Raw genomic sequence first — 14,559 nt, forward strand, 5'->3', positions numbered from 1 at the left:
CGGATTCATCCGGATTCAGCTTGTGCGGCGGGTGGTGGTTACGACCTCAAATGCTTCGGCAGCCGCACAACACGTAAGTGAACAGGGCAGCCCTAACCAGGGGAAGCACAGACTGAAAGAGAGTCAGGCGACATGGCGGGACAAAAAATCCGCATCCGGCTGAAGTCATACGACCACGAGGTCATTGACGTTTCAGCACGGAAGATCGTTGAGACGGTCACGCGCGCAGGCGCAACTGTAGTTGGCCCCGTGCCGCTGCCGACGGAGAAGAACGTGTACTGCGTTATCCGCTCTCCGCACAAGTACAAGGACAGCCGCGAGCACTTCGAAATGCGCACGCACAAGCGTCTTATCGACATCATCGACCCCACGCCCAAGGCTGTTGACTCGCTCATGCGTCTCGACCTGCCGGCCGACGTGAACATCGAAATCAAGCTGTAGGGAGGTGCTGAGAGACTATGACCGCAACCCGTAACGTAAAGGGCCTGCTGGGCACGAAGCTCGGCATGACCCAGGTCTGGGACGAGAACAATAAGCTCATCCCCGTCACTGTGGTCCAGGCAGACTCGAACGTCGTCACCCAGCTGCGCAACGCAGAGGCTGATGGCTACGTCGCCGTTCAGATCGGCTACGGCCAGATCGACCCCCGCAAGGTCACCAAGCCGCTGGCTGGTCACTTTGAAAAGGCAGGCGTCACGCCTCGCCGCCACGTCGTCGAACTGCGCACTGCAGATGCCGACTCTTACGAGCTGGGCCAGGAGCTTCCTGTTGAGCTCTTCGAAGCCGGCCAGAAGATCGACGTCGTCGGCACCACCAAGGGTAAGGGCTTCGCCGGTGTTATGAAGCGTCACGGCTTCCACGGCGTTGGAGCCTCCCACGGTGCTCACAAGAACCACCGTAAGCCCGGTTCAATCGGTGGCGCATCCACCCCGAGCCGCGTCTTCAAGGGCATGAAAATGGCCGGCCGCATGGGCGCCGTTCGTCACACCACGCTGAACCTCACGGTCCACGCGGTTGACGTCGAGAAGTCGCTGCTCCTTATCAAGGGTGCCGTTCCCGGCGCCCGCGGCCAGGTCGTCCTCGTACGCACCGCCGTGAAGGGAGCCTAGTTCAATGACTAGCACTGTCAAGGTTGACCTGCCTGCAGAGATCTTCGACGTTCAGACCAACGTGCCGCTGTTGCACCAGGTCGTCGTCGCACAGCTCGCTGCTGCTCGCCAGGGTACCCACAAGACCAAGACCCGCGCCGAGGTTTCCGGGGCCGGTCGCAAGCCGTTCAAGCAGAAGGGCACCGGCCGCGCCCGTCAGGGTTCCATCCGTGCTCCTCACATGACCGGTGGTGGCGTTGTCCACGGCCCGACGCCGCGTGACTACAGCCAGCGCACCCCCAAGAAGATGATTGCTGCTGCACTGCGCGGCGCTCTCTCTGACCGCGCCCGCAACGGCCGCGTCCACGTCGTCGCTGAACTGGTTGCCGGCTCCAAGCCGTCCTCCCGTGAAGCACTGGCAACGCTGCGTGGCGTCTCCGAGCGCAAGAACCTGCTCGTCGTCATCGACCGCGCCAACGATGTTGCTGCACTCTCCGTGCGCAACCTCCAGGACGTTCACGTTCTGTACGCAGACCAGCTGAACACCTACGACGTGCTCGTTTCTGACGACGTAGTCTTCACCAAGGCCGCCTACGACGCATTCGTTGCGGACAAGGCTGCAAAGACCGAGGAGGATGCCAAGTGAGCGCAGCCACCATCAAAGACCCGCGCGACGTCGTCCTGGCGCCCGTCGTCTCGGAAAAGAGCTACGGCCTGATCGACGAGGGCAAGTACACCTTCCTGGTGGACCCCCGCTCGAGCAAGACCGAGATCAAGCTGGCCGTGGAGAAGATCTTCTCCGTCAAGGTCGACTCGATCAACACCATCAACCGTGCCGGTAAGCGCAAGCGGACCAAATTCGGATGGGGCACCCGCAAGAGCACCAAGCGTGCGATTGTCAGCCTCAAAGAAGGCACTATCGACATCTTCGGCGGTCCGCTCTCGTAGCGGAGACCACTTTAACGAGGAAATAAATTATGGGAATCCGTAAATACAAGCCGACTACCCCGGGCCGTCGTGGCTCGAGCGTAGCGGACTTCACCGAAATCACGCGGTCGACGCCGGAAAAGTCGCTGGTTCGTCCCCTCCCGAAAAAGGGTGGACGTAACAACACCGGTAAGATCACGACCCGTCACAAGGGTGGTGGACACAAGCGTCAGTACCGTCTGATCGACTTCCGTCGCCACGACAAGGACGGCGTCAACGCCCGCGTTGCCGAAATCGAGTACGATCCGAACCGCACGGCTCGCATCGCCCTCCTGCACTACGTTGATGGCACCAAGCGTTACATCATCGCCCCGAACAAGCTGGCCCAGGGTGACACCGTGGAAGCAGGTGCCGACGCTGACATCAAGCCCGGCAACAACCTGCCGCTGCGCAACATCCCGGTCGGTACCGTGATCCACGCAGTTGAACTGCGTCCGGGTGGCGGCGCCAAGATGGGCCGCTCCGCCGGCGCATCGATCCAGCTCGTCGCCAAGGAAGGCCGTTACGCCCAGCTGCGTCTGCCCTCCGGTGAAATCCGCAACGTTGACGTGCGCTGCCGCGCCACCGTCGGCGAGGTCGGCAACGCCGAGCAGTCGAACATCAACTGGGGCAAGGCCGGCCGTATGCGCTGGAAGGGCGTCCGCCCGACCGTCCGTGGTGTCGCCATGAACCCGGTTGACCACCCGCACGGTGGTGGTGAGGGTAAGACCTCCGGTGGTCGTAACCCCGTCAACCCCAACGGTAAGCGCGAAGGCCGCACCCGCCGTCCCAACAAAGAGAGCGACAAGCTTATTGTTCGTCGCCGTCGTACTGGCAAGAACAAGCGATAGGAGCCTGGACACATGCCACGCAGCCTGAAAAAAGGTCCTTTCGTTGACCAGCACCTCTTTGTGAAGGTAGCCAGGGAAAACGAAAAGGGCACCAAGAACGTCATCAAGACCTGGTCCCGCCGTTCGATGATCGTCCCCGACATGCTCGGCCACACGATCGCCGTGCACGACGGACGCAAGCACATCCCGGTGTTTGTCACTGAGTCGATGGTCGGGCACAAGCTCGGCGAATTCGCTCCCACGCGGACTTTCCGCGGCCATGTCAAGGACGACCGTAAGGGCAAGCGCCGCTAGGCGCCTGCACTTACGTCAAAGACGAGAGAAGGAAAGCAATGGAAGCCAAGGCAATTGCGCGTCACATCCGCGTAACGCCTATGAAGGCCCGGCGCGTCGTCAACCTTGTTCGTGGGAAGCAAGCGAACGAGGCTCTGGCAATTCTGAAGTTTGCCCCGCAGGCAGCTTCTGAGCCGGTATTCAAGGTAGTTCAGTCGGCAATCTCCAACGCCCGGGTCCTCGCGGACCGCGACGGCGTGGCGTTTGACGAAGGTGACCTCATCATCAGCGAAGCGTTTGTTGATGAAGGCCCGACCATGAAGCGGTTCCAGCCGCGCGCCCAGGGTCGTGCATTTCAGATCAAGAAGCGCACGAGCCACATCACCGTGGTAGTCGCTACCCCGGAGAAAGAGGAGGCTCGCTAAGTGGGACAGAAAGTAAACCCGCACGGGTTCCGACTCGGCATCACCACCGATCACGTATCGCACTGGTTCGCCGACAGCACCAAGTCCGGCCAGCGGTACAAGGACTTCGTCCGCGAAGACATCCGCATCCGCCAGCTCATGTCCACGGGCATGGAGCGCGCCGGTATTGCCAAGGTTGAGATCGAGCGCACCCGCGACCGTGTCCGCGTGGATATCCACACGGCTCGTCCGGGTATCGTGATCGGCCGCCGCGGCGCCGAAGCAGACCGCATCCGCGGCGAGCTCGAAAAGCTGACCGGCAAGCAGGTCCAGCTGAACATCCTCGAGGTCAAGAACCCCGAGATGGAAGCCCAGCTTGTTGCCCAGGGCGTTGCAGAGCAGCTGACTTCCCGCGTGGCTTTCCGCCGCGCGATGAAGAAGGCCATGCAGTCCGCGCAGCGTGCCGGTGCCAAGGGCATCCGTATCGCTTGCTCGGGTCGACTGGGTGGCGCTGAAATGTCCCGCTCGGAGTTCTACCGCGAAGGCCGTGTGCCCCTGCACACCCTCCGCGCGAACATCGACTACGGCTTCTACGAGGCCAAGACCACCTTCGGCCGCATCGGCGTGAAGGTCTGGATCTACAAGGGTGACGTCACTGCCAAGGAACTGGCCCAGCAGGCTGCTGCTGCCCCGTCCCGCGGCCGCGCCGGCGACCGTCCGGGCCGTCCCGGTGGCGCCGACCGTGGTGACCGCCGTCGTCGTAACGACCGTCCGGCCGCCGACGCAGCTCCTGCTGCCGAGGCTCCGGCAGAGGCGGCTCCGGCCGCTGCAGAAGGAGGACAGGCTTGAAATGCTTATCCCACGTCGAGTCAAGCACCGTAAGCAGCACCACCCGGGTCGTTCCGGCGCTGCCACGGGTGGCACCGAGGTTTCGTTCGGTGAGTGGGGTATCCAGGCTCTGAGCCCGGCATACGTCACCAACCGTCAGATCGAATCCGCCCGTATCGCGATGACCCGCCACATCAAGCGTGGCGGCAAGGTCTGGATCAACATCTACCCGGACCGTCCGCTGACCAAGAAGCCGGCCGAAACCCGCATGGGTTCCGGTAAGGGTTCGCCGGAATGGTGGGTCTCCAACGTCAAGCCGGGCCGGGTTCTCTTCGAACTCTCCGGTGTCAATGAAGAGGTAGCTCGCGAGGCCCTGCGCCTGGCAATCCACAAGCTGCCGTTGAAGGCACGCATTGTGCGTCGCGAAGGTGGTGAATAGAAATGGCAGTAGGGTCGAAGGAACTCGCACCCAAGCAGCTGGACGGTTTCGACAACGAGCGTCTCGTTGAGGAACTCCGCAAGGCGAAGGAAGAGCTGTTCAACCTGCGTTTCCAGTCCGCCACCGGACAGCTGGAGAACCACGGTCGTCTGCGTGCGGTCAAGAAGGACATCGCACGCATCTACACCGTTCTCCGCGAACGCGAGCTGGGCATTCGTGCCGAGGTTGCCGCACCGGTTGTGGAAGCCAAGGAAGAAAAGAAGTCCAAGAAGGCTGCAACCAAGAAGGCTGACAAGGCCGACGAGGTTGAGACCGAGGAGGACGCCAAGTGAGTGAAAAGGACGAGAACGTGACGGAAACTGTTTCCGACGCTGCCAAGGCTGACGAGCGCGGTTACCGCAAGACGAAGCGCGGCTACGTCGTCTCGGACAAGATGGAAAAGACCATCGTTGTCCAGGTCGAAGACCGCGTGAAGCACGCGCTCTACGGCAAGGTCATGCGGCGCAACACCAAGATCAAGGCTCACGACGAAGAGAACAGCGCCGGCATCGGCGACCTGGTCCTCCTCGCCGAGACCCGCCCGCTCTCCGCTACCAAGCGGTGGCGCCTGGTCGAGATCCTCGAAAAGGCCAAGTAGCATCTACTGCTTCCCCCTCAGGGGAATCGGCTAGGAAACCCCCGTTCCCTTCTGGGAGCGGGGGTTTCGCCGTTCCCGGGGAGTGGCCGCCGGATCCGGGGAGGGTCTGTGGTAATGGGCGATTCTCTGCCAGGGCCCCGGCCGTGCTAAGATATTGAGTTTGTATGGCGCCTTTCGTGTGCCATCGTCAACCTCGTAAACAATCGTGCCACGGCATAGTGCATGCCCGCGCCCCAGGGCGCACGGGATGCAACTGCTTTTGGCACGGGCGTTTAGGCCTGGTCTGGCAAAATCCAGGCAGGTCAAGAGACACCCCGATCAACCGTTCCGCAAGGCTCATTCCGTAGCAAGACCACGGCCTGAGAACCGGCGCGACGCAAGGAGTAAATAGTGATTCAGCAGGAGTCGCGACTCAAGGTCGCCGACAACACGGGTGCTAAGGAAATCCTTACCATTCGCGTTCTCGGTGGATCCGGTCGTCGCTACGCAGGCATCGGCGACGTCATCGTCGCCACCGTCAAGGATGCAATCCCGGGCGGCAACGTAAAGAAGGGCGATGTCGTCAAGGCTGTCATCGTCCGCACCAAGAAGGAACGCCGCCGTGCGGATGGTTCCTACATCAAGTTTGACGAGAACGCAGCTGTGATCCTGAAGAACGACGGTGACCCCCGCGGTACCCGTATCTTCGGACCGGTTGGTCGTGAACTGCGCGACAAGAAGTTCATGAAGATCGTTTCTCTGGCTCCGGAGGTGCTCTAGTCCATGGCTAAGATCAAGAAGGGTGACCTCGTTCAGGTCATCACTGGCGCCAAGGCTGAGCGCGGCGGCGACCGCGGCAAGCAGGGCAAGGTCCTGCGCGTGTTCCCCGAGACCAACCGCGTGCTGGTCGAAGGCATCAACCGCGTCACCAAGCACACCAAGGTCGGTCAGTCGCAGCGCGGCACCAAGACCGGTGGCATCGAGGTCGTTGAGGCCCCGATCCACATCTCCAACGTGGCCCTGGTTGACCCCTCCACCAAGAAGCCCACGCGCGTCGGTTTCCGCACCGAGACCGTTGAGCGCGATGGCGTGAAGCGCGAAGTGCGCGTCCGCGTGGCCAAGAGCTCAGGGAAGGACATCTAATGACTGAGACTCTCGAGACTCCGGCTAGCAAGATCGTTCCTCGTCTGAAGACCAAGTACGCCGATTCCATCAAGAGCGCGCTCGTTGAGGAATTCAAGTACGCCAACGTCAACCAGGTTCCCCGCCTGGTGAAGGTCGTTGTGAACATGGGTGTTGGAGATGCCGCCAAGGACTCCAAGCTGATCGATGGCGCCGTCCGCGACCTCACCCTGATCACCGGCCAGAAGCCGCAGGTCACCAAGGCCCGCAAGTCGATCGCACAGTTCAAGCTGCGCGAAGGCATGCCGATTGGTGCGCACGCCACCCTCCGTGGCGACCGCATGTGGGAATTCCTGGACCGCCTTGTCACGCTGGCTCTGCCGCGTATCCGGGACTTCCGTGGCCTCAGCGGCAAGCAGTTTGATGGCAACGGCAACTACACCTTCGGTCTGACCGAGCAGGTTATGTTCCACGAGATCGACCAGGATTCCATCGACCGCGTTCGCGGTATGGACATCACCGTCGTGACCACTGCCAAGACCGACGACGAAGGCCGCGCGCTGCTCAAGGCGCTGGGCTTCCCGTTCAAGACCGAAGACTAATCCAGCTACATAAAAGGTCCGCACGCCAGTCACTAGGCCGGCAGCGGAAACCGTTATGAGGAAGGGCAAGAGCCCACCATGACTATGACAGATCCTGTCGCAGATATGCTTACGCGTCTGCGCAACGCAAACTCGGCATACCACGATTCCGTGTCTATGCCTTACAGCAAGCTCAAGGCTCGCGTCGCCGACATCCTTAAGGCAGAAGGCTTCATCGCCGGCTGGAAGGAAGAAGACGCGGAGGTCGGCAAGAAGCTGACCCTCGAGCTCAAGTTCGGTCCGAACCGCGAGCGTTCCATCGCCGGTGTTCGCCGTATCTCCAAGCCGGGTCTCCGCGTTTACGCGAAGTCCACCAACCTGCCGCACGTGCTGGGTGGCCTGGGTATCGCAATCCTGTCCACCTCTTCCGGCCTCCTGACTGATAAGCAGGCCGGCAAGAAGGGCGTGGGCGGCGAAGTCCTCGCGTACGTCTGGTAACGGGAAAGGAAGAGAATAATGTCACGTATTGGACGTCTCCCCATCACCGTTCCTGCCGGCGTTGAGGTCAAGGTTGACGGCTCTGTCGTCTCCGTCAAGGGTTCCAAGGGAGAGCTGAGCCACACCGTGCCCAGCCCGATCGAGGTCGCCCTGGAAGATGGCACCCTGACCGTCAGCCGCCCGAACGACGAGCGCGCCTCCCGTTCGCTGCACGGCCTGACCCGCACCCTGATCGCCAACATGATCCAGGGTGTCACCGCAGGCTACGAGAAGAAGCTTGAGATTGTCGGTACCGGTTACCGCGTCCAGGCCAAGGGTTCTGACCTGGAGTTCGCTCTGGGCTACAGCCACCCGGTCAACGTCTCGGCTCCGAACGGCATCACCTTTGCAGTTGAGACTCCGACGAAGCTCTCTGTTTCAGGTATCTCCAAGCAGCAGGTCGGCGAAGTTGCTGCCAACATTCGCAAGCTGCGGAAGCCCGACCCGTACAAGGGCAAGGGTATCCGCTACGCCGGCGAGGTCATCCGCCGCAAGGTCGGAAAGGCTGGTAAGTAACCATGGCCATCGCAATTAACAAGAAGCGTACGAACAAGAGCAAGTCTGCCCAGCGCAGCCGCCGCCAGCTTCGTATCCGCAAGCGCATTTCCGGTACGGCTGTACGTCCCCGCATGGTCGTCAACCGTTCGGCCCGCCACGTATTCGTCCAGGTTGTCGATGACACCAAGGGCCTGACCGTGGCAAGCGCCTCCACCCTGGAAGCCGACCTGCGCGCGTTCGACGGCGACAAGACCGCCAAGGCCAAGCGCGTCGGCGAGCTCGTTGCCGAGCGTGCCAAGGCTGCCGGCATCGAAGCTGTCGTCTTCGACCGCGGTGGTAACAAGTACCACGGCCGGATCGCCGCCGTCGCTGACGGCGCACGTGAAGGTGGGCTGGCACTGTGACCGAAAATAACGAAAAGGACACTCAGGTGACTGAAGCTGTAGCTGCTCCGGCAACCGAGACCGCTGCGCCTGCTACCACCGACGACCGCCGTGGCGGTGCCCGTCGTGGCGAGCGTGGCGACCGCGGCCAGGGCCGTGGCGACCGTGGTGGCCGTGGTGGCCGCGACGGCGGCCGCGAAGCGGAGAAGAGCCAGTTCGTAGAGCGCGTCGTAACCATCAACCGTGTTTCCAAGGTCGTCAAGGGTGGTCGGCGCTTCAGCTTCACCGCCCTCGTCGTCGTCGGTGACGGCAACGGTATGGTCGGCGTCGGCTACGGCAAGGCCAAGGAAGTTCCCGCCGCCATCGCGAAGGGCGTTGAAGAGGCCAAGAAGTCCTTCTTCCGCGTTCCCCGCATCGGCAGCACCATCCCGCACCGCGTTCAGGGTGAGGCCGCCGCAGGCGTCGTCATGCTGCGCCCGGCGTCGGCTGGTACCGGTGTTATCGCCGGTGGTCCGGTCCGCGCGGTCCTGGAGTGCGTGGGCATCCACGACATCCTCTCCAAGTCGCTCGGTTCCTCCAACGCCATCAACATCGTTCACGCGACCGTTGACGCGCTGAAGCGCCTCGAAGAGCCGGCAGCAGTGGCAGCACGCCGCGGTCTGCCCCTCGACGAGATCGCGACGCCGGCAATGGTGAAGGCGATCATGAACCAGAAGGCAGGTGTCTGAGTCATGGCGAAGAACCTGATTCCGTCCGACGCTCAGTTGGAGATCACCCAGATCAAGTCCGCCATTGGCGGCAAGCAGAACCAGCGCGACACCCTTCGGTCCCTCGGCCTGAAGCGGATCGGACACACCGTTGTCCGCACCGCCGACGCCGTGACCGTTGGCATGCTGAACACGGTTCCGCACCTGGTAAAGGTAGAGGAGGCGAAGTAAATGGCCGAGAAGAACACCGCCGAGAAGGCACAGGGCGCTGCTGAGAAGCAGAACGCGCTGAAGGTGCACCACCTGCGTCCCGCCCCGGGTGCCAAGACCGCCAAGACCCGTGTTGGTCGTGGTGAAGGCTCCAAGGGTAAGACCGCCGGTCGTGGCACCAAGGGCACTGCAGCCCGCTACCAGGTCAAGGCTGGCTTTGCCGGCGGCCAGCTGCCGCTGCACATGCGCCTGCCGAAGCTGCGCGGCTTCAAGAACCCGTTCCGGGTTGAGTTCCAGGTTGTAAACCTGGACAAGCTCAACGAGCTGTTCCCGGAAGGTGGCACTGTCACCGTGGAGAACCTGGTCGAAAAGGGCGCCGTTCGCAAGAACCAGCCCGTCAAGGTGCTGGGCACCGGCGACATCACCGTCAAGGTTGACGTCACCGCCCACGCATTCTCGGCCAGCGCCGCGGAAAAGATTGCCGCTGCCGGCGGAAGCACCACCGCCCTCTAAGGAGGCGGCGGGGCTGATGCCCGTTGCATAAAACTCCCGGCACCCTGGGGCTCACGCCTCCGGGTGCCGGGAGTTTTTCACACCCGGACCCCCTGTCGATTGTTCGCAGGGAGCTTCCAACCGCTAGACTCGGTTGTTGGGTTTGTTTGACCTATCTCACACGATTTTACTTATTACACAGGAGGACGCTTGCTTAGCGCATTTGGCCGGGCCTTTCGCACGCCTGATCTGCGACGCAAGTTGTTGTTCACGCTGGGAATCATCACCATCTTCCGCTTGGGTGCCTTCATCCCCTCGCCCGGTGTGAGCTACCAGAATGTCCAGCAATGCTTGCAGAACGGTCAGACCTCGGGCGGGATCTACCAGCTCGTCAACCTGTTCAGCGGCGGTGCACTGCTCCAGGTCTCCATCTTTGCCCTGGGGATCATGCCCTACATCACCTCCAGCATCATCGTGCAGCTGCTCCGCGTGGTTATCCCGCGGTTCCAGCAGCTCTACGAAGAGGGTGCCTCGGGCCAGTCCAAGCTGACCCAGTACACCCGCTACCTGACGATCGCCCTCGGCCTGTTGAACGCCACGACGCTGGTGTCGCTGGCGCGCTCCGGCCAGCTGCTGCCGAACTGCCAGCTGCCGATCATCCCGGACTCGAGCATCATCACCACCATCCTGATCGTCATCACCCTGACGGCCGGTACCGGCCTGATCATGTGGATGGGCGAGCTCGTGACCGAGAAGGGCGTGGGCAACGGCATGTCGCTGCTCATCTTCACCTCGATCGCCGCCGGCTTCCCGACGTCCCTCGGCGCCATCTGGAAGGCCCAGGGCCCCGGCACGTTCTTCCTGGTGCTGCTGATCGGCCTGCTGACCGTGGCCCTGGTGGTCTTCGTCGAGCAGTCTCAGCGCCGCATCCCGGTGCAGTACGCCAAGCGCATGATCGGCCGCCGCACCGTGGGCGGCACCAGCACCTACATCCCGATCAAGGTGAACATGGCCGGCGTCGTGCCCGTCATCTTCGCCTCGTCGATGCTGTACCTGCCGGGCCTGATCGCACAGTTCAACGCGCCCAAGCCGGGCGAGCAGATGGCCCCCTGGGTTGAGTGGATCAACAACAACCTGACCAAGGGCGACCACCCGATCTACATGGCGCTGTACTTCGCCCTGATTGTGTTCTTCACGTACTTCTATGTTGCGATCACTTTCAACCCTGAAGAAGTTTCTGACAACATGAAGAAGTACGGCGGCTTCATTCCGGGCATCCGTGCCGGCAAGCCGACCGCGGACTACCTGCAGTACGTGCTTTCCCGGATCACCTTGCCCGGCGCGATCTACTTGGGCTTCGTTGCCCTGATCCCGCTCATCGCCCTGGTCCTGATCAACGCCAACCAGAACTTCCCGTTCGGTGGCACCTCGATCCTGATCATGGTGGGCGTTGGCTTGGAGACCGTCAAGCAGATTGATGCGCAGCTACAGCAGCGTCACTACGAAGGGCTTTTGCGATGACGAGAATGTTGATTATCGGACCTCCCGGCTCCGGCAAGGGAACGCAGGCGGAACGCATTTCGGAGCGCCTCGGCGTCATTGCGATCTCCACCGGCGACATCTTCCGGGCCAACGTCAAGGGTGAGACGCCCCTCGGGCTCGAAGCCAAGAAGTACATGGACGCCGGCGACTTCGTCCCGGACAGCGTGACCAACAAGATGGTCCGCGACCGTCTCTCCGAGGGCGACGTCGAGGCAGGGTTCCTGCTGGACGGCTACCCCCGCACCACCGCCCAGGTGGACTACCTCGACGGGATCCTGGCCGATAACGACCAGAAGCTCGACGTCGTCCTCCAGCTCACCGCCGACGACGAGGAGCTCGTTACCCGGCTCCTGGGCCGCGCCAAGGAAACCGGCCGCAGCGACGACAACGAAGCCGTCATCCGCCACCGGCTGGACCTGTACCACGGCCAGACCGAGGCGGTCGTCAACAAGTACGCCGAACGCGGCATCCTGACCCGCGTGGACGGCATCGGCGGCATCGACGAGGTCACCGACCGCGTCATGCAGGCCATCAAGGCAGCACAGTCCGCCTAGGACCCGCCGCAAACCGTTGAGGCTCCTCCCGCACTGCCGGGAGGAGCCTCAGGCATTTGTCCGCCATCCCGCCAGGGGCGGCGGCACCACCGAGAGGACGCAGAGTATGGCATTCGGCCAGACGCGCATTGAATACAAGACCAACGCCCAGATGCGGACCATGCACGATGCCGGCCTGGTGCTGAGCCGGGCGCTCGACGCCGCCGTCGCCGCGGCCGTCCCCGGCGTCACCACCAAGGACCTCGACGCCGTCTTCGCCGGCGTCCTCAAGGAGGCCGGGGCCACGTCGAACTTCCTCGGCTACCACGGGTTCCCCGCCACCATCTGCACCTCGGTCAACGAGGAAGTTGTGCATGGCATCCCCGGGGACCGGGTGCTGAACGACGGCGACATCATCTCGATCGACGGCGGCGCGATCGTTGACGGCTGGCACTCGGACTCGGCCCGCACCGTGATCGTCGGCACCGCAGACCCCGAGGACCAGCGCCTCTCCGACGTCACCGAGGAAGCCATGTGGCGGGGGATCGCTGCCCTGGCGAAGGGCAAGTTCGTCGGCGACATCGGCAACGCCGTCGACGACTACGTCTCCTCGGTCCCGGGCAAGCCGCTGGGCATCCTCGAGGACTACGTGGGCCACGGCATCGGCTCCGCCATGCACATGCCCCCGGACGTGCTGAACTACCGCACCAGCCACCGCGGGCCCAAGATCCGTCCCGGACTGTGCCTGGCGATCGAGCCCATGCTGGTGCGCGGCAGCATCGACACGGCCGTGCTGGAGGACGACTGGACCGTCATCACCACCGACGGCGCCCGCTCCTGCCAGTGGGAGCACTCCGTGGCCGTGCACGAGAAGGGCATCTGGGTCCTCTCCGCACCCGACGGCGGCGCCGCGAAGCTCGCCCCGCTCGGCGTCGTGCCCGTGCCGATTCCCTAACATCCGGCCACCCAGGGACGGTGGCGCCCTGCGTCCCCGGTGACACAGAAAAGCCCTGGCGCTGCGGGAATTCCCGCTGCGCCAGGGCTTTGCGTATCGCCGGCCGGTGCTAGCTCTTCAGCTTCGGCTTGACGTCCTTGGTGTAGATCCCGTCGAGGGTGGTCTTCAGGTCCGTCATGGTGGCCTTGACATCGCCCTGCTGGGTGAGGATCTTGGCAGCGGCCTTGGCCATCTCCTGGTCCGCGCCGGGCAGGAACACGCGGGCGTTGTCCTGGACGTGAGTCACGGCCAACTGGTCCATGGCGGTCTTGATCTGCGGGGTCTTGGCGAGCACCGCGGCCATGTCCGCAGACTTGCGGATCGGCATGTAACCGGTGGCGGCGGAGAAGGCCGCCGTGCTCTCCGGCTCCGTCATGAACTTCAGGAACGTCGCGGCTGCCATCTGGACTTCCTTGCTGACACCGCTCGGGATGCCCAGACCGGCGCCGCCGGTGGGGCAGACGCCCGTGTCCTTCTTCGGGCCGCCCGGCAGGAAGCCGACGCCCACGTTGAACTTGGCGGACTGCAGGACGCCCAGCAGGTCACCGGTGGAGGAGATCGTGGCCGAGGCGATGCCGGCGGCGAAGTCGTCGGCGGCGTTCTTGGACGAGACGCCGGCCCACTTGTCCTTGTAGACGGAGTCCTGGGCCCACTGCAGGGCGGCTACGGACTCGGCGGAGTCGCAGTTGAGGTCCCAGCCGTTGGACCAGCTGCCGCCCCAGCCCCAGAGGTTGTTCTGCAGCGTCCAGCCGGCGTAGCCGGCCAGGGCCAGGTACATGTAGGAGTAGCTGGCGCCGGAGGCGGCCTTCAGCTTCGGGGCCCACTCGCCGAATTCCTGCCAGGTCTTCGGTGCCCGGTCTGGCAGGCCCGCGGCCTTGAAGTGGTCCTTGTTGTAGTAGAACAGCGGGGTGGACCGGCCGTAGGGGAGGGCCCACTGCTTGTCGTTGTACTTGTAGTCGTCAACCAGCGACTTCTGGAAATCGTCCATCTTGAAGTCCAGCTGCTTGATCAGGCCGTCGAGCGGGATGATGTTGCCGTTGGTGTAGTAACGGAACCACCAGACGTCGGAGAGGACCACCAGGCCGGGCAGGGCGGACTTGGCCGCCTGGGAGGTCTGGAACTTCTGGGCGATCTCTTCGTAGTTCGCGCCGGCGGTGATCAGGTTGACCTTGATGTCCGGGTACTTGGCCTGGAACTTGTCGATGATGGCCTTCTCGACGTCCTGGGACTTGCCCGGGTGGCTGGTCCAGAAGTCGAAGGAGCCGGCCGGCTTGACGCCGGTGAAGTCGATGTCGGACGCGTCGGTGGTGGCGCCTCCGCCGCTGGTGGACGGTCCGCCGCAGGCGGCCAGGGCCGCGGCACCGGCGCTGGCGCCGGCGAGGCCAAGGAAGTTACGTCGATCAAGTGTGGGGGCCATGATGGATCCTCTCGGGAAAGGTTGACTCGATTGAAGCGTGGTGGAACGGGGAAATCGGGTGTGGGCGGAGGGCAGGCC

24 protein-coding genes are annotated in these 14,559 nt (G+C 63.2%); 23 read left to right on the top strand and 1 reads right to left on the bottom strand.

Annotated elements, in window-relative coordinates; all coding sequences use genetic code 11:
• Positions 1-132 precede the first annotated feature (132 nt).
• The 23 genes from rpsJ (at position 133) to map (ending at position 13,025) form a co-directional block, all read left to right on the top strand.
• Positions 133-441 carry a 30S ribosomal protein S10 gene (rpsJ, locus tag ACRQ5B_RS09990; protein ID WP_003803825.1) on the top strand — a complete coding sequence of 103 codons (309 nt, stop codon included), beginning with the start codon at positions 133-135 and terminating at the stop codon, positions 439-441.
• Positions 442-458: 17 nt separating this feature from the next.
• The gene (gene rplC / locus ACRQ5B_RS09995; RefSeq protein WP_432393591.1) at positions 459-1,109 is read left to right on the top strand and encodes a 50S ribosomal protein L3; all 651 of its coding nucleotides are present in this window, start codon (positions 459-461) and stop codon (positions 1,107-1,109) included.
• Between the two features lie 4 nt (positions 1,110-1,113).
• Complete coding sequence (rplD, locus tag ACRQ5B_RS10000; RefSeq protein ID WP_432393592.1) at positions 1,114-1,734, top strand: 50S ribosomal protein L4; 621 nt, start codon at positions 1,114-1,116, stop codon at positions 1,732-1,734.
• Positions 1,731-2,036: a 50S ribosomal protein L23 gene (gene rplW, locus ACRQ5B_RS10005; protein WP_290255930.1), complete on the top strand. Its 306-nt coding sequence runs from the start codon at positions 1,731-1,733 to the stop codon at positions 2,034-2,036. Before rplD ends, rplW begins: the two co-directional genes overlap by 4 nt.
• Before the next feature lie 29 nt (positions 2,037-2,065).
• A complete protein-coding gene (gene rplB / locus ACRQ5B_RS10010) occupies positions 2,066-2,905 on the top strand; it encodes a 50S ribosomal protein L2 (RefSeq protein ID WP_290255929.1) in 840 nt (279 codons plus the stop codon).
• Between the two features lie 12 nt (positions 2,906-2,917).
• Complete coding sequence (gene rpsS, locus ACRQ5B_RS10015) at positions 2,918-3,199, top strand: 30S ribosomal protein S19 (RefSeq protein ID WP_018773666.1); 282 nt, start codon at positions 2,918-2,920, stop codon at positions 3,197-3,199.
• 38 nt (positions 3,200-3,237) lie between these two features.
• Positions 3,238-3,603, top strand: coding sequence for a 50S ribosomal protein L22 (gene rplV / locus ACRQ5B_RS10020; RefSeq protein WP_003803798.1), 366 nt, complete (start codon positions 3,238-3,240; stop codon positions 3,601-3,603).
• The gene (gene rpsC, locus ACRQ5B_RS10025) at positions 3,604-4,431 is read left to right on the top strand and encodes a 30S ribosomal protein S3 (RefSeq protein WP_290255928.1); all 828 of its coding nucleotides are present in this window, start codon (positions 3,604-3,606) and stop codon (positions 4,429-4,431) included.
• Between the two features lies 1 nt (position 4,432).
• On the top strand, positions 4,433-4,849 hold the full coding sequence (gene rplP, locus ACRQ5B_RS10030; RefSeq protein ID WP_056737809.1) for a 50S ribosomal protein L16: 417 nt from the start codon (positions 4,433-4,435) through the stop codon (positions 4,847-4,849).
• A gap of 2 nt (positions 4,850-4,851) precedes the next feature.
• Entirely contained in the window at positions 4,852-5,181 is a 330-nt protein-coding gene (gene rpmC, locus ACRQ5B_RS10035; protein WP_290255927.1) for a 50S ribosomal protein L29, read from the top strand.
• Positions 5,178-5,486 carry a 30S ribosomal protein S17 gene (gene rpsQ, locus ACRQ5B_RS10040; protein ID WP_056737811.1) on the top strand — a complete coding sequence of 103 codons (309 nt, stop codon included), beginning with the start codon at positions 5,178-5,180 and terminating at the stop codon, positions 5,484-5,486. Before rpmC ends, rpsQ begins: the two co-directional genes overlap by 4 nt.
• Before the next feature lie 390 nt (positions 5,487-5,876).
• Entirely contained in the window at positions 5,877-6,245 is a 369-nt protein-coding gene (gene rplN, locus ACRQ5B_RS10045) for a 50S ribosomal protein L14 (RefSeq protein WP_003803789.1), read from the top strand.
• A gap of 3 nt (positions 6,246-6,248) precedes the next feature.
• Complete coding sequence (gene rplX / locus ACRQ5B_RS10050) at positions 6,249-6,608, top strand: 50S ribosomal protein L24 (protein ID WP_290255926.1); 360 nt, start codon at positions 6,249-6,251, stop codon at positions 6,606-6,608.
• The gene (gene rplE, locus ACRQ5B_RS10055; protein ID WP_412883759.1) at positions 6,608-7,189 is read left to right on the top strand and encodes a 50S ribosomal protein L5; all 582 of its coding nucleotides are present in this window, start codon (positions 6,608-6,610) and stop codon (positions 7,187-7,189) included. Before rplX ends, rplE begins: the two co-directional genes overlap by 1 nt.
• A 78-nt stretch (positions 7,190-7,267) precedes the next feature.
• Positions 7,268-7,666 (top strand): 30S ribosomal protein S8, encoded by a 399-nt coding sequence (rpsH, locus tag ACRQ5B_RS10060; protein WP_018769139.1) that lies wholly within the window; start codon positions 7,268-7,270, stop codon positions 7,664-7,666.
• An 18-nt stretch (positions 7,667-7,684) separates the two neighbouring features.
• Positions 7,685-8,221, top strand: a complete 537-nt coding sequence (rplF, locus tag ACRQ5B_RS10065) for a 50S ribosomal protein L6 (RefSeq protein WP_290255924.1) — start codon at positions 7,685-7,687, stop codon at positions 8,219-8,221.
• A 2-nt stretch (positions 8,222-8,223) separates the two neighbouring features.
• Positions 8,224-8,607, top strand: a complete 384-nt coding sequence (gene rplR, locus ACRQ5B_RS10070) for a 50S ribosomal protein L18 (protein ID WP_290255923.1) — start codon at positions 8,224-8,226, stop codon at positions 8,605-8,607.
• 26 nt (positions 8,608-8,633) lie between these two features.
• Positions 8,634-9,314, top strand: coding sequence for a 30S ribosomal protein S5 (gene rpsE, locus ACRQ5B_RS10075; RefSeq protein ID WP_290255922.1), 681 nt, complete (start codon positions 8,634-8,636; stop codon positions 9,312-9,314).
• Positions 9,315-9,317: 3 nt separating this feature from the next.
• The gene (gene rpmD, locus ACRQ5B_RS10080) at positions 9,318-9,524 is read left to right on the top strand and encodes a 50S ribosomal protein L30 (protein ID WP_056626615.1); all 207 of its coding nucleotides are present in this window, start codon (positions 9,318-9,320) and stop codon (positions 9,522-9,524) included.
• Positions 9,525-10,016 (top strand): 50S ribosomal protein L15, encoded by a 492-nt coding sequence (gene rplO, locus ACRQ5B_RS10085; protein WP_364133347.1) that lies wholly within the window; start codon positions 9,525-9,527, stop codon positions 10,014-10,016. It begins immediately after the preceding gene.
• A gap of 189 nt (positions 10,017-10,205) precedes the next feature.
• Positions 10,206-11,516, top strand: coding sequence for a preprotein translocase subunit SecY (secY, locus tag ACRQ5B_RS10090; protein ID WP_290255920.1), 1,311 nt, complete (start codon positions 10,206-10,208; stop codon positions 11,514-11,516).
• Positions 11,517-11,521: 5 nt separating this feature from the next.
• Positions 11,522-12,091: an adenylate kinase gene (locus ACRQ5B_RS10095; protein ID WP_290255919.1), complete on the top strand. Its 570-nt coding sequence runs from the start codon at positions 11,522-11,524 to the stop codon at positions 12,089-12,091.
• Positions 12,092-12,197: 106 nt separating this feature from the next.
• Positions 12,198-13,025 carry a type I methionyl aminopeptidase gene (gene map, locus ACRQ5B_RS10100; protein WP_432393601.1) on the top strand — a complete coding sequence of 276 codons (828 nt, stop codon included), beginning with the start codon at positions 12,198-12,200 and terminating at the stop codon, positions 13,023-13,025.
• A 109-nt stretch (positions 13,026-13,134) separates the two neighbouring features.
• On the opposite strand, the gene ACRQ5B_RS10105 is transcribed toward map, so the two are convergent.
• A complete protein-coding gene (locus ACRQ5B_RS10105; RefSeq protein ID WP_432393603.1) occupies positions 13,135-14,481 on the bottom strand; it encodes an ABC transporter substrate-binding protein in 1,347 nt (448 codons plus the stop codon).
• Positions 14,482-14,559: the final 78 nt, after the last annotated feature.

The organism is Pseudarthrobacter sp. L19, assembly GCF_050859435.1.
Lineage (GTDB): Bacteria > Actinomycetota > Actinomycetes > Actinomycetales > Micrococcaceae > Arthrobacter.

Coding starts and splice junctions, on each gene's coding strand:
- map (WP_432393601.1), top strand. CDS start 12,198: ATGGCATTCGGCCAGACGCGCATTGAATACAAGACCAACGCCCAGATG.
- rpmC (WP_290255927.1), top strand. CDS start 4,852: ATGGCAGTAGGGTCGAAGGAACTCGCACCCAAGCAGCTGGACGGTTTC.
- rplB (WP_290255929.1), top strand. CDS start 2,066: ATGGGAATCCGTAAATACAAGCCGACTACCCCGGGCCGTCGTGGCTCG.
- rplO (WP_364133347.1), top strand. CDS start 9,525: ATGGCCGAGAAGAACACCGCCGAGAAGGCACAGGGCGCTGCTGAGAAG.
- rplV (WP_003803798.1), top strand. CDS start 3,238: ATGGAAGCCAAGGCAATTGCGCGTCACATCCGCGTAACGCCTATGAAG.
- rplR (WP_290255923.1), top strand. CDS start 8,224: ATGGCCATCGCAATTAACAAGAAGCGTACGAACAAGAGCAAGTCTGCC.
- ACRQ5B_RS10105 (WP_432393603.1), bottom strand. CDS start 14,481: ATGGCCCCCACACTTGATCGACGTAACTTCCTTGGCCTCGCCGGCGCC.
- rplX (WP_290255926.1), top strand. CDS start 6,249: ATGGCTAAGATCAAGAAGGGTGACCTCGTTCAGGTCATCACTGGCGCC.
- rplC (WP_432393591.1), top strand. CDS start 459: ATGACCGCAACCCGTAACGTAAAGGGCCTGCTGGGCACGAAGCTCGGC.
- rpmD (WP_056626615.1), top strand. CDS start 9,318: ATGGCGAAGAACCTGATTCCGTCCGACGCTCAGTTGGAGATCACCCAG.
- rpsS (WP_018773666.1), top strand. CDS start 2,918: ATGCCACGCAGCCTGAAAAAAGGTCCTTTCGTTGACCAGCACCTCTTT.
- rplE (WP_412883759.1), top strand. CDS start 6,608: ATGACTGAGACTCTCGAGACTCCGGCTAGCAAGATCGTTCCTCGTCTG.
- rplD (WP_432393592.1), top strand. CDS start 1,114: ATGACTAGCACTGTCAAGGTTGACCTGCCTGCAGAGATCTTCGACGTT.
- rpsH (WP_018769139.1), top strand. CDS start 7,268: ATGACTATGACAGATCCTGTCGCAGATATGCTTACGCGTCTGCGCAAC.
- rpsJ (WP_003803825.1), top strand. CDS start 133: ATGGCGGGACAAAAAATCCGCATCCGGCTGAAGTCATACGACCACGAG.
- rplP (WP_056737809.1), top strand. CDS start 4,433: ATGCTTATCCCACGTCGAGTCAAGCACCGTAAGCAGCACCACCCGGGT.
- rplF (WP_290255924.1), top strand. CDS start 7,685: ATGTCACGTATTGGACGTCTCCCCATCACCGTTCCTGCCGGCGTTGAG.
- ACRQ5B_RS10095 (WP_290255919.1), top strand. CDS start 11,522: ATGTTGATTATCGGACCTCCCGGCTCCGGCAAGGGAACGCAGGCGGAA.